Annotated in this window: 18 protein-coding genes, 1 tRNA gene and 1 pseudogene; 14 read left to right on the top strand and 6 right to left on the bottom strand. The window is 65.4% G+C overall.

The window, feature by feature from the left end; translation table 11 throughout:
* Positions 1-37 precede the first annotated feature (37 nt).
* Together C4B30_RS24550 and C4B30_RS24545 are read left to right on the top strand one after the other, a co-directional pair.
* On the top strand, positions 38-424 hold the full coding sequence (locus tag C4B30_RS24550; RefSeq protein WP_006486093.1) for an integration host factor subunit alpha: 387 nt from the start codon (positions 38-40) through the stop codon (positions 422-424).
* A 59-nt stretch (positions 425-483) separates the two neighbouring features.
* Positions 484-894 carry a MerR family transcriptional regulator gene (locus C4B30_RS24545; protein WP_027784259.1) on the top strand — a complete coding sequence of 137 codons (411 nt, stop codon included), beginning with the start codon at positions 484-486 and terminating at the stop codon, positions 892-894.
* Between the two features lie 81 nt (positions 895-975).
* Here C4B30_RS24545 and C4B30_RS24540 read toward each other — a convergent pair whose 3' ends face one another.
* Positions 976-3,186 (bottom strand): hypothetical protein, encoded by a 2,211-nt coding sequence (locus tag C4B30_RS24540; RefSeq protein WP_027784260.1) that lies wholly within the window; start codon positions 3,184-3,186, stop codon positions 976-978.
* 393 nt (positions 3,187-3,579) lie between these two features.
* Between C4B30_RS24540 and C4B30_RS24530 the strand changes: the two genes are divergently transcribed.
* From C4B30_RS24530 to C4B30_RS24515, 4 genes are all read left to right on the top strand, one after another.
* The gene (locus C4B30_RS24530) at positions 3,580-4,293 is read left to right on the top strand and encodes a class I SAM-dependent methyltransferase (RefSeq protein ID WP_027784261.1); all 714 of its coding nucleotides are present in this window, start codon (positions 3,580-3,582) and stop codon (positions 4,291-4,293) included.
* 131 nt (positions 4,294-4,424) lie between these two features.
* Positions 4,425-4,501 (top strand) — tRNA-Pro (locus C4B30_RS24525).
* Between the two features lie 140 nt (positions 4,502-4,641).
* Positions 4,642-5,850: an outer membrane protein assembly factor BamC gene (gene bamC / locus C4B30_RS24520; protein WP_027784262.1), complete on the top strand. Its 1,209-nt coding sequence runs from the start codon at positions 4,642-4,644 to the stop codon at positions 5,848-5,850.
* A 536-nt stretch (positions 5,851-6,386) separates the two neighbouring features.
* Positions 6,387-6,677, top strand: a complete 291-nt coding sequence (locus C4B30_RS24515; protein WP_027784263.1) for a putative quinol monooxygenase — start codon at positions 6,387-6,389, stop codon at positions 6,675-6,677.
* A 46-nt stretch (positions 6,678-6,723) separates the two neighbouring features.
* Here the strand turns inward: C4B30_RS24515 and C4B30_RS24510 are convergent, their stop codons facing one another.
* From C4B30_RS24510 to C4B30_RS24500, 3 genes are all read right to left on the bottom strand, one after another.
* The gene (locus C4B30_RS24510) at positions 6,724-6,981 is read right to left on the bottom strand and encodes a hypothetical protein (RefSeq protein WP_011351788.1); all 258 of its coding nucleotides are present in this window, start codon (positions 6,979-6,981) and stop codon (positions 6,724-6,726) included.
* A gap of 136 nt (positions 6,982-7,117) precedes the next feature.
* A complete protein-coding gene (locus C4B30_RS24505) occupies positions 7,118-7,393 on the bottom strand; it encodes a hypothetical protein (RefSeq protein WP_006486101.1) in 276 nt (91 codons plus the stop codon).
* 208 nt (positions 7,394-7,601) lie between these two features.
* The gene (locus C4B30_RS24500; protein WP_027784264.1) at positions 7,602-8,318 is read right to left on the bottom strand and encodes a YdcF family protein; all 717 of its coding nucleotides are present in this window, start codon (positions 8,316-8,318) and stop codon (positions 7,602-7,604) included.
* A 160-nt stretch (positions 8,319-8,478) separates the two neighbouring features.
* Here C4B30_RS24500 and C4B30_RS24495 point away from each other — a divergent pair, with 160 nt between their 5' ends.
* Entirely contained in the window at positions 8,479-8,796 is a 318-nt protein-coding gene (locus tag C4B30_RS24495; protein WP_027784265.1) for a hypothetical protein, read from the top strand.
* Positions 8,797-8,990: 194 nt separating this feature from the next.
* On the opposite strand, the gene C4B30_RS24490 is transcribed toward C4B30_RS24495, so the two are convergent.
* Together C4B30_RS24490 and C4B30_RS24485 are read right to left on the bottom strand one after the other, a co-directional pair.
* Entirely contained in the window at positions 8,991-9,242 is a 252-nt protein-coding gene (locus tag C4B30_RS24490) for a hypothetical protein (protein ID WP_027784266.1), read from the bottom strand.
* A gap of 202 nt (positions 9,243-9,444) precedes the next feature.
* Positions 9,445-9,840, bottom strand: a pseudogene (locus C4B30_RS24485) (transposase); the annotation flags it as partial.
* Between the two features lie 431 nt (positions 9,841-10,271).
* Between C4B30_RS24485 and C4B30_RS24480 the strand changes: the two are divergent.
* The 7 genes from C4B30_RS24480 (at position 10,272) to infB (ending at position 20,970) form a co-directional block, all read left to right on the top strand.
* The gene (locus tag C4B30_RS24480) at positions 10,272-11,174 is read left to right on the top strand and encodes a LysR family transcriptional regulator (protein ID WP_027784267.1); all 903 of its coding nucleotides are present in this window, start codon (positions 10,272-10,274) and stop codon (positions 11,172-11,174) included.
* A gap of 63 nt (positions 11,175-11,237) precedes the next feature.
* On the top strand, positions 11,238-12,440 hold the full coding sequence (locus tag C4B30_RS24475; protein WP_027784268.1) for a pyridoxal phosphate-dependent aminotransferase: 1,203 nt from the start codon (positions 11,238-11,240) through the stop codon (positions 12,438-12,440).
* A gap of 272 nt (positions 12,441-12,712) precedes the next feature.
* Positions 12,713-13,738, top strand: a complete 1,026-nt coding sequence (scpB, locus tag C4B30_RS24470) for an SMC-Scp complex subunit ScpB (RefSeq protein ID WP_027784269.1) — start codon at positions 12,713-12,715, stop codon at positions 13,736-13,738.
* A gap of 60 nt (positions 13,739-13,798) precedes the next feature.
* Complete coding sequence (gene rluB, locus C4B30_RS24465) at positions 13,799-15,559, top strand: 23S rRNA pseudouridine(2605) synthase RluB (RefSeq protein ID WP_027784270.1); 1,761 nt, start codon at positions 13,799-13,801, stop codon at positions 15,557-15,559.
* A 449-nt stretch (positions 15,560-16,008) separates the two neighbouring features.
* Positions 16,009-16,467 carry a ribosome maturation factor RimP gene (rimP, locus tag C4B30_RS24460; RefSeq protein ID WP_011351796.1) on the top strand — a complete coding sequence of 153 codons (459 nt, stop codon included), beginning with the start codon at positions 16,009-16,011 and terminating at the stop codon, positions 16,465-16,467.
* The gene (gene nusA, locus C4B30_RS24455) at positions 16,467-17,942 is read left to right on the top strand and encodes a transcription termination factor NusA (protein ID WP_006495348.1); all 1,476 of its coding nucleotides are present in this window, start codon (positions 16,467-16,469) and stop codon (positions 17,940-17,942) included. The genes rimP and nusA overlap by 1 nt, the downstream gene beginning before the upstream one ends.
* Before the next feature lie 91 nt (positions 17,943-18,033).
* Positions 18,034-20,970, top strand: a complete 2,937-nt coding sequence (infB, locus tag C4B30_RS24450) for a translation initiation factor IF-2 (protein ID WP_027784271.1) — start codon at positions 18,034-18,036, stop codon at positions 20,968-20,970.
* Positions 20,971-21,022 lie beyond the last annotated feature (52 nt).

Genomic DNA, 21,022 nt, shown 5'->3' with positions numbered 1-21,022 from the left:
CATCGTAAGTTTTGATTCAACGCGCTGTATGGCAGATATGAACGACATGACCTCGAGTGAATTCGAAGCCCTCCTGACGGCGCAACGCAGCGCGATGAACCGCGACGCTTCGGCGCCGGCGTCCACCGAGACGCCGACGCTGACGAAGGCGGAACTGGCGGAGCTGCTGTTCGACAGCGTCGGGCTGAACAAGCGTGAAGCGAAGGACATGGTCGAGGCGTTTTTCGAAGTGATCCGCGACGCGCTCGAAAACGGCGAAAGCGTCAAGCTGTCGGGGTTCGGCAACTTCCAGCTGCGCGACAAGCCGCAGCGTCCGGGCCGCAATCCGAAGACGGGCGAGGCGATTCCGATCGCGGCCCGCCGGGTGGTAACCTTCCACGCGAGCCAGAAGCTGAAGGCGCTGGTCGAAAACGGCGCGGAGTAATACCGCGCGCCCACGCCCCGCGCGGCCGCCGCGCACCCCTTACCGACGGTTAACCGACGATGACCACTACGGTTGAGAAAGTCGTCTTGCCTCCGATTCCCGCGAAGCGCTACTTCACGATCGGCGAAGTCAGCGAGCTGTGCGGGGTCAAGCCGCATGTGCTGCGTTACTGGGAACAGGAATTCACTCAGCTGCGGCCGGTGAAGCGGCGCGGCAACCGGCGGTATTACCAGCATCACGAAGTGCTGCTGATCCGGCGGATTCGCGAGTTGCTGTACGAGCAGGGCTTCACGATCAACGGCGCGCGCAACCGGCTCGATTCGCCCGGCAGCCGGGCTGCGGGCGAGCCGGTCAAATCCGATGCGCGGGCCGCCGACGCGAGCGAGGTGGGCAAGCCGGGCGCAACGGTTGACGTCATCGCGTTGCGGCAGGCGTTGCTGGACGTGATCGACGGACTGAAACACGATTGAGCGCACGGCGCGCAGGATGCATCGAAAAGCCCGGTTGGCCACATGCCACCGGGCTTTTTTCATGCGTGTGTCGCAAGCGGATCAGCGCGACGCGAGCGGATTCTTCTGCCCCATGTCGACGACCAGCGTGCCGTCCGGCAACATCCGCACCGAGCCCTGCGCGACCTGGCTGCGGTACCCGTACAGGTCGAATCGCATCGGGCCGGCCTCGGCCGAATTCCGGATCAGCGCGCGCACGTTCAGTTCGAGCACGTTGAACATCTTCATGTCGCCGCCTTCCATCCACATGTAGCTCGGCGCGTCGATCTGCGGCCGCTTCGGCGCGGGCGCACCCGCTGCGCGCCGGAACGTGAGGCGCAATCCGTCGCGCTCGACCGTCGCCTGGCCGAGCTTGCCGTTCAGCACGGGCGGCGGGAACACCGTGTACTGGTCGAGCACGAGCGTGTCGCCGCGCAGTTCCGCGCCGCGCCGCTGCAACGGCGTCAGCGACGCGAGCTCGATGCCGAGCGAGCGCAGCAGCGTCGCCTGCGGGATGCCGAGCACCGACACCTGCGACGGCTTGAATGCGAGGTGGCGGTCGTCGAGCACCGTCAGCGAGCCCTTCATGTCGGTCGGCAGCCAGACGCCCGGTACGTGATTCCACAGCTTGATGCCGCCCTGGACGCGCAGGTCCTGGCCGTCCGCGCTCAATTGCAGGTCGTTCAGCGAACGGGGCGAATAGTCGAGCAGGTAGTTGTTGAAGAGCGCCGACATCGCCTTCCACGACTCGACGACCGTGCCGCCGAGAATGCGGATGTCGTACTGGTTGGGGTCGTCGAGATCGACGGGTTCGCCCGGACGCTTCGACACCAGTTCCACGTCGAGATCCTCGACATGAAAGCCGATATCGCCGGACAGGTTGAAGTCGACGTTGCGCAGATGGATCGTCGGGTTGCGGTTCGACACATGCCGTTCGTTGAACGGCGTCGTCGACGTGCGCCGCATCGCGACCTTCTGCATGCCGGGCCGCATCGCGTCCGCCGCGAGGGCGTATGCTTCCCAGTGCTGCCGCACGTCGCGCAGCGTATTCTGCTGCGCTGTGAGGAAGCTGTCGTTCAGGCGCGCCGCGGCGTTGCCGAGCAGCGTGCCGCTGGCCGGCCCCGTATACGAAGGCATCCGAATCGCCATCGCGCCGCTTTCGTCGAAGTTGAAGTAGCCGGCCGACACCTGGTCTCGATAGTGATACAGGTCGAACACGAACGTCTGGTCGCGCTTCGACGGGTCGATCGGGCCGATCAGGATGTCCGCGTTCATCGGCATCGAACGCATGAATTTCACGTCGCCGCCGCGGATGAACATCGCCTGCTGAGGCGCATTCGCGGGCATCGCAAAGCCGGCATGCGTGCCGTCGTCGAGCTTAAGGTCGAGGCCCGCCGGCGTCACGCGCACGGCGGTGATCGTGAGCTTCAGGCGCGGCGGCGGCATCAGCTTGTCGACCGCCATCACGAGATCGTCGCCGGCGAGTTGCGCGATCGGCGTCTGCACCTTCAGCAGGTCGGCCATTTTCACGTTGGCCGCGCGCATCACCGGCTGCGCGTTGATGCCCGACACGCGCACGCCGGTCGGATGGAACACGAGCTGGCTGCCGTCGCGGATCGCGAGCGTGCCGGTCAGCGAGAACGGTACCCAGCCGTCGCGCTGCATCTCGCCTTGCAGATGGATCACGCCGTCGCCGGCCGACACCGCGAGCTTGCGCAGCGGCGCGTTGCGATAGCCGAAGATGTAGGTGTTGAAGAGGGCGGTCAGCTTCGCGTTGTCGAGCGTGACCGTGCCTTCGTGCACGTCGATTTCGAAGCTCGTCGGATCGTCGAATACGATCGGCGCGCCGGCTTGCGTCGGTACAAGCGTGGCCGACAACTGATGGATGAAGAAGCCGAGGTTGTTGACGATGCGGAAATCGACGTCGCGCAGGAATGTCATCGCGCCGTTCTGGCCCGAGTCGCGCAGCGTGAACGGGCGCGGTTGCGTGAGGCTGATCGATGCGAGCGACGGCACGGTACGTGCGATCTGCTGCTCGCGCGCGAGCAGCTCGGCCTTGGTGCGCTCGATTTTCGTCGACGCGATGGACGGGTTGCTGTCGCGTTGCGCGGCCGATTCCGCGCAGCCGGCGCAGAGCAGCGCGAGCGCCAGCGCGCCGCAGCCGAACGCACGGGATGTCAGGTGGGCCTCCCGGGCGGCCGGGCGTCGCAGGCCGGAAAACCAGTCGAAAATTGCCAAAGGCGAGCGATGGCCGCGCCGGACCGCATTCCGCATCGTCTGTCTCCATGTCTTGTCTTGATCGACGGCGGCGCGCGCCACTGCACGGCGCGAGCGTCGATGCCGTGCAGTGTGTCATAGCGCGCTAGAGCGGCGTTACCAAACAACGGGCGCCCGGGCACGGCGCGCCGGCGGGCGGCCAGACAATGGATTCGCGGTGGATGGACGGCTGGATCAAACGGTCGTTTGGTTTGTTCGGGCGGACGGTCGGCGTCTTTTGAAGCGGCCGTGAAAACCCGCTGCAGGCCTTGGCCGGCGCGGGTTTCACCCGATGCCCAGGCGGTGCGGCCCCCGGGCATCGACGGATACGATCGACGATGGGGGCGAGGTAAGATCGGCATCAATGGCGGGTTCGATATCACGACACGGCAGCCATCACGGGGAAGCGCCATGGACCTGAAGGAAGTCGACGTACTGGGTGCGGGGGTGGGCGATCACTGGTACTACGCGTCGAAGGCGAGCGCGATTCGCCGGTTCCTGGGTGCGTCGGGCGCGAACCGGATACTGGACGTCGGTGCGGGTTCCGGCTTTTTCTCGAAGCATCTGCTCGAGCGCACGCAGGCGACGGAAGCGTGGTGTGTCGATACGAGCTACGCCGACGACAGCGACGGCGAGGCGGCCGGCAAGCCCATCCACTTTCGGCGCTCCGTCGATCGATTCGATGCCGATCTCGTGTTGCTGATGGACGTGCTCGAACATGTCGACGACGATGTCGGGCTGCTGACGCAGTATGTGAAGGGCGCGCCTCCAGGCAGCCGCTTCCTGATCACCGTTCCCGCGTTCCAGTTCCTGTGGAGCGGCCACGACGATTTCCTCGAGCACAAGCGCAGGTATACGCTGGGCGGTCTCGAGGAGGTGGCCCGGCGTGCGGGGCTCGACGTCGAGCACGGTGCCTATTATTTCGGCCTCACGTTTCCGCTCGCGGCCGCATTGCGGCTGGGTGAGCGGGTGCGTTCGCATCCGCGCGAGCCTGTGTCGCAATTGCGTCGTCATCATCCGTTCGTCAACGGCTTGCTCAAGACGGTCTGCCGCATCGAGTTGCCGATGTTCCGCTTCAATCGCGTCGCCGGCCTGACGGTCATCTGCGTCGCGCGCAAGCGGTAACGCAGAGGTAGGACGGGTGTCGCGGATTGCTTGCATCGGCGCCATCGCGCCAAAAAATTTCACGAGAACATTCACAAAATGCATGCAGCCCGTTCTAAATCGGGAAACTGTCTGTTATAATTTTTTTCTTTCGGGGCGTAGCGCAGCCTGGTAGCGTACCTGCATGGGGTGCAGGTGGTCGGAGGTTCAAATCCTCTCGCCCCGACCAGACAAGAACCCGCGTCAGCTTGAGCTGACGCGGGTTTTTTCTTGGCCGTCGCTTTTTTGCACATCGCAGCGCGGCCCCGGTAAAATGCAAGGTTGATCCACGGAAAGCGCCGTGATTTAGCGGAAGAGGATTCCCCGAACATGACTGATCTTCGTCTTACCATGCGGTTCGCTGCAGTGCTCGCCACCGGCGCGCTCGTCGCCGGTTGCGGTACGTCGTCGCCCACGAAAGTGGACTACAAGAGCGATTCGAAATCGAAAGAAGCGTCGCTCGCAGTGCCGCCCAACATGCTCGACGAGACGGCCGATCAGCGTTCGCTGCCGCCCCAGGGCGGCGCGACTTCCCTGTCCGCGCTCAAGCAGGTCCAGCAGGCCGCGCCCGCGCTGGACACCGTCGCGCCGGCCGTGACCGGCATGCATATCCAGCGCGACGGCACCGAAAGCTGGCTCGTGATCGACGGCAAGCAGCCGGCCGCGATCTGGCCGCAGGTTCGCCGTTTCTGGCAGGAGCAGGGCTTCCTGCTCGTCGTCGACCAGCGCGACAAGGGCGTGATGGAAACCGACTGGAACGAAACCCATCCCCAGATCAACGACGGCCTGATCCGCAGCGTGATCTCGAAGGCGATGGGCAATTCGTACGTGACGGCCGAGCGCAACAAGTACCGTACGCGTCTCGATTCGGCGCCGAACGGCGGCACCTACGTGTTCATCAGCCAGAAGGGGATGCGCGAGGCGATCACCGGCGCGAACAACGATTCGAGCAAGTGGGAACCGAAGCCGAACGACCCGGCGCTCGAGACGGAATACCTGAAGCGGCTGATGGCCGTGCTGGCGCAGAACGACCAACGCGCGAAGAACGGCGAACCTCCGATCGCGAACATCAAGGACAACGCGGTACCGACGGACAAGAAGGCCGATGCCGACGCGTCGTCGAAGGCCGCGGCGGCAATCGCCGCGCAGAACGTCTCGCGCACGTCGGCGCAAGGCAATGATGCGGCTGAAGCGGCCGTGCCGTCCGAAGTCACGCTGGGCGAACCGTACGACCGGTCGTGGCTGCACGTCGGTCTCGCGCTCGATCGCGCGAACTTCACGGTCGACGATCGCGATCGCTCGAAGGGCCTGTATTTCGTGCGCTACGTCGATCCGAAGGATCTGAGTTCGGCCGAGCAGGGTTTCTGGAGCCAGCTGTTCCACGGCAAGAAGGAAAAGCAGGCGAAGCAGTATCGCGTCAACGTGAAGGCGCTCACGGCCGATCAGACGCGCGTCGCGGTCGTCGACGATGCGGGTGCGATCGATACGTCGTCGCCGGCTCGTCAGATCATGGGGTTGCTCGTGAATCAGCTCCGCTGATCCCGGCGTTTCCCGCCCCCTTGAAAAGCCCGCCATCCGGCGGGCTTTTTTCATGGCCGCTCGCCGGCGCGTGCGGGTGTTCGAGTGGTTCGGCCCCGCCGCGTGACGTTACGTAACATCAGGGCGTTACGGCGACAAACCAAGTGTCACATTGTCGCCGATCTAAAAAATTGTCCTTATAAATCAATGGAATGTCGGTTGCGTGATGCCTGGCACGCAACCTGCTTTATAGGTTGGAATCGTTAGAACAGGGAGGACGGCGTCAGAGTCCGGGGAATGCGCCGCGAGCGCCCGAACAACGGTATCGACGCTTTCACATGTCGACGCGACACGCGTCGGCGCAACAGATGACGATCCGCGCCAGCGTGCGGATCCCGATGGCCCCGTCGCCTATCCTCGTAGGGCGACGGTTTCGCCCGCGCTTCTCTGAAGCGCGGGCTATTTTTTTTTGTGCCGTCGTCATGCCGGCCCGGCGTAGCCGATGCGCGGCGCGGGATTCGCGTATTCTCGATCTTTTTCGAATGAAGGGAGCGGGAATGGCCGAAATTGCAGTCGTGGCGCTGATCGTGGCGAAGCCGGGCGCCGAGGAAAAACTGCGCGCCGTGCTCGAAGGAATCGTGGGGCCGACCCGCAATGAAGCAGGCGCATTGCAGTACGACCTGCACCGGGATCTGAAGGAGCCCGCGCGGTTCGTATTCGTCGAGCGTTGGGAGAGCGAGGAGGCGCTGGCCGCTCATGCGCGTTCCACGCATATTCTCGCTTATCGCGAAGCGGCCGCGGACTGGATCGAACGTTCCGAAATCCGCGTGCTGTCGAAGCTCGTCTGAGTCGAGCCGGGTGGGGCGACCGGACGTGTCCGGTCGCGGCGGCGCGTCAGTGCGACGTGCTGGGTACGTCGAGGATCAGGATGATCGTCCAGTCGGCGTCGCCGTCATGGTGATACTGGCGCTCGGCAACGATGAACGGTTGCTGCTTGCCTTGCGGGCCGAGGAACAGCACGTCGCCCTCCATCGGCAGGCACTCGATCGGCGGCAGCGCGAGAAACGCGTCGGCCGAGCCGCGGGGCATCAGTTGCTTGATCTGGCGAGTGGCGGCTTCGGTCCACTCGATGTCGAGTTGAATGTTGCTCATGCTGTCCTCCGCACCGGGGTGCGCACGGGTGGAAAATTTCGGTGCGCGACTTTAGCACAGCGCGCGGGCGCCGCAACCAAAAAAGCCGAACCCGGTTGCCCGGATTCGGCTTGTCGCTGGTGCGGTGCCGCCGAACTTACTGGCTGGCAGCGTCTGCAGCCTTCGCCTTCTTGCCGGCCTTCTTCGCTGCTGCCTTGTGATGCGCAGCCTTCTTGCCGTGGTGATGCTCTTCCTGCGCCGCCGGCTGAGCCGCTTCGGCCGCTTGCTGCTGTTGCAGCGCTTGTGCACGCTGCTCGATCTCGGCGATCTTGGCCGGATCGGTGATGGTCTGGATCTGCGTGCTCTCTTGCGCATACGCTGCGCCAGTCAGCGCCGACATCGCTACCAGGATAGCCAGGGACGTCTTCTTCATTGCTTTACCTCCGCTAAGTGGTGATGAACCCGAGTGTGCCGTTTTGTCTGGCGACTGCAATCGAGTGCGTGTCGAGTGTAACAAAAGTGACGGATCAATGTGCACCGGATCGCCGCACGACGCAAGGCCCCGTTGAAGTCGCGCAACACTTCGCGCACTTCGTCACGCGTGTGCCATCCAGCGCGGTGCTGCGATTTTCGCGGGGTCGTCAAAACCAGCCGAGCCAACGATACACGTGAAATTGCGCGATGCCGACCAGCTCGTGCAGCGCCTGCTCGGCGTTGGCCAGATTGCGCCAGCGCGGCAGCCAGCCCGTCTGCGCGCGTCGGAGATTCGCGTAAACGGGCTGCGGATCGATGCCGAAACGGCGGAAATCGAGCAGCGCCCGGCGCATCTGATACGACGACGTGACGAGAACGCGCGTGTCGTCATACTGTGAGCGTAGTATAGACGCAGTGAATTTCGCGTTTTCGTAGGTGGTGCGGCTGTTCGGTTCGAGCACGAGGTCGGCCGGCGCCACGCCTTGCGCGACGAGCTGGCGCCCGTAGACGGCCGCCTCGGTGTCGCCGTGATGCTGCGGGTCGCCGCCCGACATCAGCACGGTGCAGCGTTCGGCCTGCTGCCGGCAGGTGCGATAGAGCGCCGCAATCTTGTGGATGCGCGCGACGCCGTCGGGCGGCGGCTGCAATCCCGTGTCGGTACGGCGCGTGCCGGCGCCGATGAGGATCAGCGTGGTTCGCCCGCGCATGTCGGGGTGCTCGACCGGCGTGACGCCGGCTTCGGTCCAGGCGATCAGCGGCGCCGCGAGCCAGCCCGTCGCCAGCAGCCAGAACAGCGCGGCGGCGGCGATGGAAATGGTTCGACGCTGGTTGCGGCAGAGCATGAAACCGATGAAGAGAAGTACAAATGAATCGAACAGAATCAATTTGATTGGGGTATGGTGTCTTTTTATGGACGGCTGACGATACGGCCCTGACGCGACGCCGAACAACGTCGGCCTCCAGAATCGGTGGCGGTTTCGGTGGGCGGAGACCCCGCCCGGCTCGCCGCTTCGCATTGTCGCTGCACTTTAAGAAAGAATCGAGATGGCCACGTATTCCAACGAAGCGGTGCTCGACGCATTGAGACGAGTGCAGTACCGCCAGGTACCGTGGGCACGCCGCCCGGGCGTGTTCGAGTATCTCCGTTCGCTCGGGCTGATGGACACGGTCAGGCAAAAAACCGTTGCTCCCGCACCGGGCTTTCACGCACCGGTCGACATCGCCATACTGACCGACAGCGGCCGAGCCGAATTCGCGCGCCTCGAGCGCGACGAGAAATTACTTTCCTGGACCGATCGCCGCATGGACGACTACGCATTGAGCGAAGCGAGTGCCGTGGCGATTCTCGAAAGCCGCCTGTAGCGGTTCTCCCTCCCGTCTCGTGCATCGCCGCGCAGGCCGGCGATGCAAAAAAAAGCCCGTATCGCGAGGATACGGGCGTACCGGATACTTTTGCTGCTGCCACGCTGTGCTCATGGCAACGATGTGACTCGTCGCTTGCGGCGCAGTTCCCGGATGCGGGCATTTTCTTTGGCGGAATCTCGAAATCGGCAGGGTTACGGATGGCGCGGCACGCCAGGCGGCTGTGAGCCGATTCGCGCCCGCGCGTTGCTGGCGATGTCGCCGCGCAGGTCGCCGCGCGGCACGGTTTGCCGGCTGGACGGGTTCGCGGACGGAGGCTGTCGAAAGGTGTTCCGGTGATCCTGCTGACGATGGGGCGGCTTCGCGCGATCATCGGCATGGACGGGGGTGCTCAGCGCCACGGAAACGACAATGCCGCATGCAACGAGCAGTGACATTGTTTTCATGGCGGGACTCCCTTCAAGCCGTCAGTGCGGCCTGTTGATATTTCGCTAAGGTAAGCGCGGGAGTGCAGGCGTGCTGTAAATATTGGTAAATAGTTGTTTCGCGGCACGACAACGACAATCGACGGCAAGGCATGCGTCGCGAAAAGATCGCGTCGCGGAAAAGAAACCGGGCGGCCGAAGCCGCCCGATCGAGCATTCGTTACGCCATCTTGACGGGCGCGCGCCAGGATTCCGGATTGGTCCAGAATGCGCCGCGCAGCCGGTCGCGGCTCGGCGGGGCGGGCGGCTTCGCCGCGCTGGCGCCGATGCGTCCGCGCAGCGAGATCTGCCGGCCGCTCGTGCCGAGTCGCTTCACGATTTCGGCGAGCGTACCGTCCGCCTGCCATTCGTCGAAGCGACGGCGGCAGGTCGGCGGGGACGGATAGCGGCCCGGCAGTTTCGACCAGCCTTCACCCGTCGACAGCACCCACAGCACGGCGTTGACCACCGATCGGGCTTCCACGCGGGGACGGCCGCGCCGCTCACTCCGTGCGGGCTCCGAGCAAAACAGACCCTCGACCAGCGCCCACTCGTTATCTCTCAAATCGTCGAACAGCATCATGTCCTCACCTCAGCGAAGCTAACTCCGGTGCGCTGCCCTGCGCCGCGCACTCTTCAAGCACTCGATCGTCGAGTGCCGGGTGGGGGCGTCCGGTTGGCCGGCAGCGGCGTTTCTGCTCTTCCGTCCGACGAAACCTGCACCCTGTGCGCCAGGTAATGCACGAAGCGTGCCATGTCGGAGGCGAATCCCTCGAGAGCCGCTTGGCAGCGAGCTAACGGCTAAGTCAGCTAGGGGCGTATAAGACGCCAAAATAACCCGTGCGCAAATCGGGACAATCACCAATCTTGTGCAATTCGCCCACGTCACGTGCGTTTGCGAACGTATTGCACCGCAGCGAAACATGTGCGACGGGTGCCGGATTCGCTCGCCGACGCCGATTTCGCACATTAAAATCACGCATCGATATGGACGATTGATGAGGTTGGGACATGAACGTCACGCTGCGCCAGCTTCGCGTATTCATCGAAGTCGCGCGGCTCAAGAGCTTCAGTCGGGCGGGTGACGAGATCGGACTCACGCAGTCCGCGGTCAGCCGTTGCGTGCGGGAACTCGAGGCCGAACTCGGGCTGAAGCTGATCGACCGCACGACGCGCGACGTGCAGCTGACCGACGTCGGCGCGAACCTGATCGCGAGCGTGTCGCGCTTGCTCGACGATCTCGACGACACGCTGCGCGAGATTCGCGAGATCGGCGAGCAGCGCCGCGGGCGCGTGATCGTCGCGGCAAGCCCGACGATCGCATGCAGGCTGATGCCGCGCGTGGTGGCGTCGTGCGAGCGCCAGTTCCCGTTCGTGACGCTCGGCCTGCGCGACGACGTGCAGAGCGACGTGCTGCGCAAGGTGAAATCGAGCGAAGTCGACTTCGGTGTCGTGATCGGGCCGCTGGCGGTCGCCGATCTCGTCTGCGAGCCGCTGATGACCGATTCGTTCTGCCTCGTCGCGCGCGCCGACCATCCGCTCGCGGCGCGGGCCGAGGTGCCGTGGACGGCGCTGGACGGCGAGCGCCTCGTGCTGCTCGATCATGCGTCGGGCAGCCGGCCGCTGATCGATGCGGCATTGGCCACGCATCGCGTCAACGCGACGGTCATGCAGGAGCTCGGGCATTCGGCGACGGTGTTCGGGCTGGTCGAGGCCGGTGTCGGCGTGAGCGTGCAGCCGTGGCTGTCGCTGCCGCTGCCCGCCGGCTCGACGCTCGTCGCCCGGCCGCTCACGCCGCGCACCGAACGCACCGTCGAACTGGTGCGCCGCCGCGACCGATCGTTGTCGCCCGCCGCACAGGCGATCTGGGAGCTCGTGCGGCAGATGCCGGCGAGGGCCGAGGATCTCGACTGACGTGCCGGTCCGGCTTGCCGGCCGGTACACTACGCGGATCGTGTTCCTGGGCGGTGGTTCTCGATGACGCATTCCGCAGGTCTTTTCCCGGCGAACGACGAGCCGGCGGCGCGCGCCGCGGTGCACGCGCTGCGTCCGTCGCTGATCCGCGAGGTCGCCAATGCCGGCTTCGGCATCCCGGACATGCTGCCGTTCTGGTTCGGCGAATCCGATCGCGTGACGCCGGACTTCATCCGCGACGCCGCGGCGGCGGCGCTGCGCGACGGCGCGACCTTCTACACGCACAATCTCGGCACGGCGCCGCTGCGCGACGCGATCGCGGCCTATGTCGGCGCACGTCATGGCGCGACGGCGGCCGACACGGTAGCCGTGACGAGTTCAGGCGTGAGTGCGCTGATGCTGGCTGCCCAGTTGCTGGTCGGGCCCGGTGAGCGTGTCGTCGCGGTCACGCCGCTGTGGCCGAATCTCGTCGAGATTCCGAAGATTCTCGGCGCGCAGGTCGAATGCGTGCCGCTCGGCTACGGCGACGCGGGCTGGCAGCTCGATGTCGGCCGGTTGCTCGCGGCGCTGACGCCCGATACGCGGATGCTGCTGATCAATTCGCCGAACAACCCGACCGGCTGGACGATGTCGCGCGACGATCAGCGGGCCGTGCTCGCTCATTGCCGTCGTCACGGCATCTGGCTGGTCGCCGACGAGGTGTACGAGCGGCTTGCATTCGACGAGGGCGGCGCGCCGTCGTTTCTCGATATCGCGTCCCGCGACGAGCGCGTCGTGGTCGTGAATTCCTTCTCGAAGGCATGGGCGATGACGGGCTGGAGGCTCGGATGGCTGATTGCGCCGGCATCGGTGATGGGTGACCTGTCGAAGCTCGTCGAATACAACACGTCGTGTGCGCCGGGCTTCGTTCAGGCCGCGGCCGAGGTCGCGTTGCGCGACGGCGAGCCGTTCGTGCGGTCGTTCGTCACGGCGCTGCGCGACGCGCGCGATCACCTGGTCGCCGCGCTGCGGACGCTGCCGGGCGTCGACGTGCCGCCCCCGCCGGGCGCGATGTACCTGTTCCTGCGACTGCCGGGCGCGGCCGACAGCCTGGCGTTCTGCAAGACGCTGGTGCGCGACGCGGGGCTCGGCCTTGCGCCCGGGCGCGCGTTCGGCCCGGAGGGGGAAGGGTTCGTGCGCTGGTGTTATGCGTGCGATCCGGTGCGGCTCGACGCGGGCGTCGAGCGGCTACGCCGGTTCCTCGAGCACGGCGCGGCCACCGGCTGAAGCGGGGACGGAGCGGGCGGCCGCTCCGTACGGCGGCCTGTTCCGCTCATCTTTACGCACAGGGCAATTTTGCGTAATATGGCGTTCAGTCACGCGGTTCCGTCGTTGAGCCGTGCTGTTCCGTCCGGTTTGGGCCTGGCCTGAAGTTGGTTCGCCGCCCCCGGTTCGTGCTCCCATCAATATGACCGATCAGAATCGGGCGAGCGCGTCTTCCGTTCCTTTCGTCTGTTTGTTGATCCGGTTCGTTTGACCACAGGGTCTGGCCTAGCTGCATGAATACCCAAGAGGCGAAGATCGTCCTCGAGACTGCTTTGATCTGTGCGCAGGAACCGCTGAAGCTCGGCGATTTGCGCAAGCTCTTTGCCGACGGCGTGTCGGCTGACACGGTCCGCACGTTGCTCGAAGATCTGAAACAGGATTGGTCCGGCCGCGGCGTCGAACTGGTGGCGCTGGCGACCGGATGGCGCTTTCAGAGCAAGCCGGCGATGCGTCATTATCTGGATCGCCTGCATCCCGAGAAGCCGCCGAAATATTCGCGCGCGGTGCTCGAAACGCTCGCGATCATTGCGTACCGACAGCCCGTCACGCGCGGCGACATCGAAGAGATTCGCGGCGTCACGGTCAATACGCAGGTGGTCAAGCAACTCGAGGATCGCGGCTGGATCGAGGTGATCGGTCATCGCGACGTGCCGGGGCGTCCGGCGCTGTATGCGACGACCAAGCAGTTTCTCGACGATCTCGGCTTGAAGGCGCTCGACGACCTGCCGGCGCTCGAAGAGCCGGCAGCGAACATCGAGGCCGCGCTGCTCGCGCAGCAGGCGATGGATTTCGACGGTGACGTGCCGGTGGCCGACGATGCAGCGGCCGACGTGCCGCAGGCGCTCGCGGATGAAGCGCCCGGTGGCCGGTCGGCCGAGGTGCCGGCCGACGTCGCGTCGACGCAGGAAATTCCGAGTCGCGATACGCTCGATGCTGATCGCGGCCAAACGGAACATACGGAACAGGTTGGCGCCGAAGCAGTGCCGACCGGTGTGCAGCCCGAGCCGCAGCGTGCGGATTGGAGCGAGGAAGATCGCAAGCCGGCCGCCGAAGCGGCTGCCGGAGACGGAGCGGAAGCGGCCGGCGACATGCCCGGCGAGGCCGATCGGGCCGACGCCTCTCGTTCCCGTTCCGCGGACGACGAGACGCTGGACGACACGTCCGACAGTCTCGCGGATGCCGTACGAAGCGCCAGTGCGCCCATCGGCGCCGACGCGCTGCCGGACGACGAAGCAGAACCCAAACAGCGTCGCGCCTGATCGCGGCCAACTTCTTGCCGCGCCCGCGCCGGGCGCGAGACCTGACATTTTGAGGTTGTTTTGACAGATATCCACGATATTGAATCGTCCGCGCCTGCCGTGCAGGCAGCGCGTGCCGACGATGCGCCGGAGCAGGATGCTTCGGCCGCGGGTGGCGACGAGCGTCCCCGCCGCGGTCTGCGGCGCGGTCCGCGCAGCCTGATCGCGCGGCGTCGCGCGGCGGCCAAGTCGAAGGGCGCCGAAGGCGAGCAGCCCGGTGCCGAGGGCGCGGATGCGCCGCCGGTCGAGGCTGCCGACGCGCAGCCCGCGCGTGCGCCGCGCAAGGAAGGTGCGGCCAAGGGTGCTCGCAAGCCGGCCGGCAAGCGCGAAGGCGCGGCCAAGGGCGGTCAGGGCGGCCAGGGCCGTCGCGGTGCATCGAAGGCCGAAGGCGGCCCGGCGAAAGCCGTGGAAGGCGATGCATCCGAGGACGAACTGTTCGCGTACGTGACGTCGCCCGCCTTCGACGCGGACAACTCCGCGGGCGGTAGCGGCGTGCGTGCGCCGATGCTGCGCCGCGGCCGCGGCCAGCAGCAGCCTGCGAACAAGCGCGTGCTGTCGCCGGACGACGACGCGCCGAAGCTCCACAAGGTGCTGGCGGAAGCGGGCATGGGTTCGCGCCGCGAAATGGAAGAACTGATCGTCGCCGGCCGCGTGTCGGTGAACGGCGAGCCCGCGCACATCGGCCAGCGGATCATGCCGACCGACCAGGTGCGGATCAACGGCAAGCCGGTCAAGCGCAAGCTGCCGAACAAGCCGCCGCGCGTGCTGCTGTATCACAAGCCGACGGGCGAAATCGTCAGCCACGCGGATCCGGAAGGCCGTCCGTCGGTGTTCGACCGTCTGCCGCCGATGAAGACGGCGAAATGGCTCGCGGTGGGCCGTCTCGACTTCAATACCGAAGGTCTGCTGATGCTGACGACCTCCGGTGACCTCGCGAACCGCTTCATGCATCCGCGTTACAGCGTCGAGCGCGAGTACGCGGTGCGCGTCGTCGGCGAGCTGGCCGAAGGCATGCGGCAGAAGCTGCTGCACGGCGTCGAGCTTGACGACGGTCCGGCGAATTTCCTGCGCATCCGCGATGGCGGCGGCGAAGGCACGAACCACTGGTATCACGTCGCGCTGGCCGAAGGCCGCAACCGCGAAGTGCGCCGGATGTTCGAGGCGGTCGGCCTGATGGTCAGCCGGCTGATCCGTACGCGTCACGGCCCGATTCCGCTGCCGCGCGGCCTGAAGCGTGGTCGCTGGGAAGAGCTCGACGACGCGCAGGTGCGCAAGCTGATGGCGACCGTCGGCCTGAAGGCGCCGTCCGAAGAGAAGGGCAAGCGTGGCGGTGCCGCTCCGACCGAGCGTCGCCAGCCCGATCCGATGCAGACGTCGATGGGCTTCATCAGCCGCGAGCCGGTGCTGACGACGCACGGGCAACTCGATCAGCCGCGCCGCGGCGGTGGCCGACGCGGCGGGCCGGGCCTGCCGGGCTTGAGCGGCTACGGCAGCCTGCCGGTCGCGCCGTCCGGTTACGGTAACCGTCCGGGCGGTGGCCGTGATGGTAACCGCGCGGGTGGCGGCCGTGATGGCAATCGCACCGGCGGCGGTCGCGAAGTCGACGGCAATCGCGCGTCGTATGGCGCCGGCCCCAAGCGCGATGGCGCGGCTGGCAAGCGCGGCGGCAGCAAGGGCGGCGGCAACCGCAATCCGAACGGCAATCGTCCCGACGGCGCCGGCAACAGCGGCGGCCCGCGCGGCGGTCAGCGTCCGCAGCGCAGTCGTACGCGTAGCCGCTAAGCGCCTGTTGGTTGGCGTACGGCGGCGCAAAGCCGCCGGCTCGTCGGTCTGGCTGACGTCCGGCGGTTTTGTCGACACGACGCGTTGCATTGATGGATTTCGGCTGCATCCATGTCGCGTGCCGCGACAACGACGATCACCGGTTCGGTAGGGTGGTATCGGTCGATAGGGCAGCCCGATTTCGCATTTTCGGTCCGTAAAGGCAGCCGACGCGCTGCTTTTACCGGCTGGCTTGGCGTTTGCGCCAAAAAACGCTATAATCGCGGAGTCGCTGGGCGTACGGATTCAATGTGCGGCTCAGGTGCGACCACCAGTAAGAAGATGGGCGTTCCGCCCATTTTTTTTTGCTGAAACGGTTAGGCATCTCGGGTAGCGCTTCCTGCGCCGGCTAAGGCGCGCGCCCGCGGGTGTAATCGCGAGCGGCGGGCGCGAACACCTGAGAGGACACAGTGCAACTGACGGAACTGATAGAAACCACGGTCACCGGGCTCGGCTACGAGCTGGTGGATCTCGAGCGCACCGGGCGCGGCATGCTTTGCATCTATATCGATCAGCCTGCCGGCATCTCGCTCGAAGATTGCGAAAAGGTCACGCGTCAGCTCCAGCACGTCTTGACGGTCGAAAACATCGATTACGAACGGCTCGAAGTCTCGTCCCCGGGGCTCGACCGCCCGTTGAAGAAGCTGGCCGACTTCGAGCGCTTCGCCGGCAGCGAAGTTTCCGTGACCTTGAAAAAGCCGCTGGACGGGCGCAAGACGTACCGGGGCATTCTGCACGCGCCGAATGGCGAAACGATCGGTTTGGAATTTGAGGGGAAGAAGGGCGAGGCAGCCATGCTGGATTTCACGCTGGCCGATATCGACAAAGCCCGCCTGATTCCGCAAGTTGACTTTAGGAGCCGCAAATAATGAGTCGCGAAGTGTTGATGCTGGTGGATGCGCTGGCGCGCGAGAAAAACGTCGACAAGGATGTGGTGCTGGGCGCCCTCGAGGCTGCGCTCGCGTCCGCTTCCAAGAAGCTGTTCGACGAAGGCGCCGAAATCCGCGTCCATATCGATCGCGAAAGCGGCGAGCACGAAACCTTCCGTCGCTGGCTCGTCGTTCCCGACGAGGCAGGCTTGCAGGAGCCGGATCGCGAGATCCTGCTGTTCGAAGCACGTGAGCAGAAGCCCGACGTCGAAGTCGGCGAGTATGTCGAGGAACCCGTTCCGTCGATCGAGTTCGGTCGCATCGGCGCGCAGGCCGCGAAGCAGGTGATCCTGCAGAAGGTGCGCGACGCGGAGCGCGAGCAGATCCTGAACGACTACCTCGAGCGTGGCGAAAAGATCATGACGGGTACGGTGAAGCGCCTCGACAAGGGCAACTTCATCGTCGAATCGGGCCGCGTCGAGGCGCTGCTGCGCCGCGATCAGCTGATCCCGAAGGAAAACCTGCGCGTGGGCGACCGCGTGCGCGCGTACATCGCGAAGGTCGACCGCACCGCGCGCGGCCCGCAGATCGAGCTGTCGCGCACGGCGCCCGAATTCCTGATGAAGCTGTTCGAGATGGAAGTGCCGGAAATCGAGCAGGGCCTGCTCGAGATCAAGGCGGCTGCCCGTGACCCGGGCGTGCGCGCGAAGATCGGCGTCATCGCATACGACAAGCGGATCGATCCGATCGGCACCTGCGTCGGCATCCGCGGCTCCCGAGTGCAGGCCGTGCGCAACGAGCTCGGTGGCGAAAACATCGACATCGTGCTATGGTCGGAGGATCCCGCCCAGTTCGTGATCGGCGCGCTCGCGCCGGCAGCCGTCCAGTCGATCGTCGTCGATGAAGAAAAGCATTCGATGGACGTCGTCGTCGACGAGAACGAACTGGCTGTCGCGATCGGCCGCAGCGGTCAGAACGTTCGCCTTGCCGGCGAACTGACCGGCTGGCAGATCAACATCATGACGCCGGACGAATCCGCCCTGAAGCAGGGCGAAGAGCGCGACCGGCTGCGTGCACTGTTCATGGCGCGTCTCGACGTCGACGAAGAAGTTGCCGACATCCTGATCGACGAAGGCTTCACGAGCCTCGAAGAGATCGCGTACGTGCCGCTCAACGAAATGCTCGAAATCGAAGCGTTCGACGAGGACACCGTGCACGAACTGCGCAACCGCGCACGCGACGCGCTGTTGACGATGGCCATCGCGAACGAAGAAAAGGTAGAGAACGCAGCGCTGGATCTCAAGAGCCTCGACGGCATCACGCCGGAGTTGCTCGCGAAGCTGGCCGAACACGCCGTGCAGACGCGCGACGATCTCGCCGAACTGGCTGTAGATGAACTGGTCGACATGACCGGAATGGAAGAGGATGCCGCTAAGGCGTTGATCATGAAAGCACGTGAACATTGGTTCCAGTGAGAAATGACCATGGCGCACTGATTTGATGGCGGCCGTATGGCCTGACCCGATGCTAACCGCAAGGAATCGGTCCTTGCACTAAGAGGAATGAATGGCGAGTAACAACGTAGCCCAATTTGCCGCGGAACTGAAAATGCCTGCTGGTGTGCTGCTCGAACAGCTGCAGGCAGCGGGCGTCCAGAAAGCGAGTGAAGACGATGCGCTGTCCGAGACGGACAAGGCGCGTCTGCTCGATCATTTGCGCAAGTCGCACGGCGCAACCGACGGCGACAAGCGCAAGATCACGCTGACCCGCAAGCATACGTCGGAGATCAAGCAATCTGACGCGACGGGCAAGGCTCGCACCATTCAGGTCGAGGTTCGCAAGAAGCGTACGTTCGTCAAGCGCGACGACGTGAGCGAAGGTGCGGAACAGGGTCAGGCGCAGGTCGCCGAAGCGGACGACGATGCGGAACTGAAGCGTCGCGAGGAAGAAGCGCGCCGCGAGGCCGAGCTGCTCGAGAAGCAGGCTCAGGAACTGCGCGAGCGCCAGGAACGCCTCGAGCGCGAGGAGGCCGAGCGTCGCGCCCGCGAGGAAGCGGCCGAAGCCGAGCGCCGTCGCGCCGAGGAAGAAGCTGCGGCGAAGCGTGCCGCGGCCGAAGCCGCTACGGCACAGCAGCAGGCGGCAGCGCAGCAGGCCGCCGCGGCCGAGCCGGAAGCACCGAGTGCGCAGTCCGCGCAGGACGAAGCGCGCGCGGCCGCCGAAGCCCGTGCCGCTGCCGAACGTGCGGCGCAGCGCGAAGCGGCGAAGAAGGCCGAGGATGCTGCCCGCGAGGCGGCGGACAAAACCCGCGCCGAGCAGGAAGAGATCAGCAAGCGCCGCGCGGCCGCCGAGGCCGAAGCGCGTGCGATCCGCGAAATGATGAACACGCCGCGCAAGGCCGTGGTCAAGGCAGTCGAGCCGCCGAAGCCGGCCGAGCCGCCGAAGCCGGCCGAAGCGAAGGGCACGCTGCACAAGCCGGCGAAGCCTGAAGGCGCGCAGGCGCGCCCGGCAGTGAAGAAGCCGGCCGGCGCAACGCCGGCAACGACGGCGGCACCGGCAGGCGCGGGCGACCGCAACAAGAAGCCGGGCGCAGGCAAGGGCGGCTGGCAGGACGACGCGGCGAAGCGCCGCGGCATCAAGACGCGCGGCGATTCGAGCGGCGGCGTCGACCGCGGCTGGCGCGGCGGCCCGAAGGGTCGCGGCCGTCACCAGGACAGCGCATCGTCGTTCCAGGCGCCGACCGAACCGATCGTGCGTGAAGTGCACGTGCCGGAAACCGTGTCGGTTGCCGATCTCGCGCACAAGATGTCGATCAAGGCCTCGGAAGTCATCAAGGTGATGATGAAGATGGGCCAGATGGTCACGATCAACCAGGTGCTGGACCAGGAAACGGCGATGATCGTCGTCGAGGAACTGGGCCACCGCGCGGTCGCGGCGAAGCTGGACGATCCGGAAGCGCTGCTCGTCGAAGGCGAAACGACCACCGATGCGGAGCAACTGCCGCGTCCGCCGGTCGTCACGGTGATGGGTCACGTCGACCACGGCAAGACCTCGCTGCTCGACCACATCCGCCGCGCGAAGGTTGCCGCGGGCGAAGCGGGCGGCATTACGCAGCACATCGGCGCATATCACGTCGATACGCCGCGCGGCGTCATCACGTTCCTCGATACGCCGGGTCACGAGGCGTTCACGGCAATGCGTGCACGCGGCGCGAAGGCGACCGACATCGTGGTGCTGGTGGTGGCGGCCGACGACGGCGTGATGCCGCAGACGAAGGAAGCCATCGCTCACGCGAAGGCGGGTGGCGTGCCGATCGTCGTCGCGATCAACAAGATCGACAAGCCGGATGCGAACCTCGATCGCGTCAAGCAGGAGCTGGTCGCGGAAGGCGTCGTGCCGGAAGAATACGGTGGCGATTCGCCGTTCGTGCCGGTGTCGGCAAAGACGGGCGCAGGTATCGACGATCTGCTCGAAAACGTGCTGCTGCAGGCCGAAGTGCTGGAACTGAAGGCACCGATCGAAGCGCCGGCCAAGGGCATCGTGATCGAAGCGAAGCTCGACAAGGGTAAAGGCCCGGTCGCGACGATCCTCGTTCAGTCCGGTACGCTGAACCGCGGCGACATCGTGCTGGCGGGTACGGCCTACGGCCGCGTCCGTGCGATGCTCGACGAGAACGGCAAGCCGACGAAGGAAGCCGGCCCATCGATCCCGGTCGAAATCCAGGGTCTGTCGGAAGTGCCGGGTGCGGGCGAGGAAGTGATCGTGCTGCCGGACGAGCGCAAGGCACGCGAAATCGCGCTGTTCCGTCAGGGCAAGTTCCGCGACGTGAAGCTCGCGAAGCAGCAGGCCGCGAAGCTCGAAAGCATGCTCGAACAGATGGGCGAAGGCGAAGTGCAGAACCTGCCGCTCATCATCAAGGCAGACGTGCAGGGTTCGCAGGAAGCGCTCGTGCAATCGCTGCTCAAGCTGTCGACCGACGAAGTGCGCGTGCAGATCGTGCACAGCGCGGTGGGTGGCATCAGCGAAAACGACGTCAACCTCGCGACGGCATCGAAGGCGGTCATCATCGGCTTCAACACGCGTGCGGATGCTCAGGCACGCAAGCTGGCCGAGTCGAACGGCATCGATATCCGCTACTACAACATCATCTACGACGCAGTGGATGAGGTGAAGGCGGCGATGTCGGGCATGCTGGCGCCGGAGAAGCGCGAAGTCATCACCGGCATGGTCGAGGTGCGCCAGGTCTTCAAGGTACCGAAGATCGGCACGGTCGCAGGCTGTATGGTCACGGACGGCATTGTCAAGCGCTCGTCGTCGGTGCGCGTGCTGCGCAACAACGTCGTGATCTTCACGGGCGAACTCGAATCGCTGAAGCGCTTCAAGGACGACGTGAAGGAAGTGAAGCAAGGCTTCGAGTGCGGTATGTCGGTGAAGAACTTCAACGACGTCATCGAAGGCGACCAGTTCGAAGTCTTCGAAGTGACCGAAGTCGCACGTACGCTGTAATCGTCGCGTATCGGCTCATGGGCGGGGCAGGCTTGGGCTTGCCCCGCCCATT

The organism is Burkholderia sp. BE12 (genome assembly GCF_002959955.1).
Lineage (GTDB): Bacteria > Pseudomonadota > Gammaproteobacteria > Burkholderiales > Burkholderiaceae > Burkholderia.
Note: the sequence above shows the minus strand (reverse complement) of the source record. Positions and strands in the feature narration are given on the sequence as shown.

Bases quoted from the DNA above. Each gene is read 5' to 3' on its own strand.
- C4B30_RS24550 (WP_006486093.1), top strand. From the start codon at position 38: ATGAACGACATGACCTCGAGTGAATTCGAAGCCCTCCTGACGGCGCAA.
- C4B30_RS24545 (WP_027784259.1), top strand. From the start codon at position 484: ATGACCACTACGGTTGAGAAAGTCGTCTTGCCTCCGATTCCCGCGAAG.
- C4B30_RS24540 (WP_027784260.1), bottom strand. From the start codon at position 3,186: ATGCGGAATGCGGTCCGGCGCGGCCATCGCTCGCCTTTGGCAATTTTC.
- C4B30_RS24530 (WP_027784261.1), top strand. From the start codon at position 3,580: ATGGACCTGAAGGAAGTCGACGTACTGGGTGCGGGGGTGGGCGATCAC.
- bamC (WP_027784262.1), top strand. From the start codon at position 4,642: ATGACTGATCTTCGTCTTACCATGCGGTTCGCTGCAGTGCTCGCCACC.
- C4B30_RS24515 (WP_027784263.1), top strand. From the start codon at position 6,387: ATGGCCGAAATTGCAGTCGTGGCGCTGATCGTGGCGAAGCCGGGCGCC.
- C4B30_RS24510 (WP_011351788.1), bottom strand. From the start codon at position 6,981: ATGAGCAACATTCAACTCGACATCGAGTGGACCGAAGCCGCCACTCGC.
- C4B30_RS24505 (WP_006486101.1), bottom strand. From the start codon at position 7,393: ATGAAGAAGACGTCCCTGGCTATCCTGGTAGCGATGTCGGCGCTGACT.
- C4B30_RS24495 (WP_027784265.1), top strand. From the start codon at position 8,479: ATGGCCACGTATTCCAACGAAGCGGTGCTCGACGCATTGAGACGAGTG.
- C4B30_RS24490 (WP_027784266.1), bottom strand. From the start codon at position 9,242: ATGAAAACAATGTCACTGCTCGTTGCATGCGGCATTGTCGTTTCCGTG.
- C4B30_RS24480 (WP_027784267.1), top strand. From the start codon at position 10,272: ATGAACGTCACGCTGCGCCAGCTTCGCGTATTCATCGAAGTCGCGCGG.
- C4B30_RS24475 (WP_027784268.1), top strand. From the start codon at position 11,238: ATGACGCATTCCGCAGGTCTTTTCCCGGCGAACGACGAGCCGGCGGCG.
- scpB (WP_027784269.1), top strand. From the start codon at position 12,713: ATGAATACCCAAGAGGCGAAGATCGTCCTCGAGACTGCTTTGATCTGT.
- nusA (WP_006495348.1), top strand. From the start codon at position 16,467: ATGAGTCGCGAAGTGTTGATGCTGGTGGATGCGCTGGCGCGCGAGAAA.
- infB (WP_027784271.1), top strand. From the start codon at position 18,034: ATGGCGAGTAACAACGTAGCCCAATTTGCCGCGGAACTGAAAATGCCT.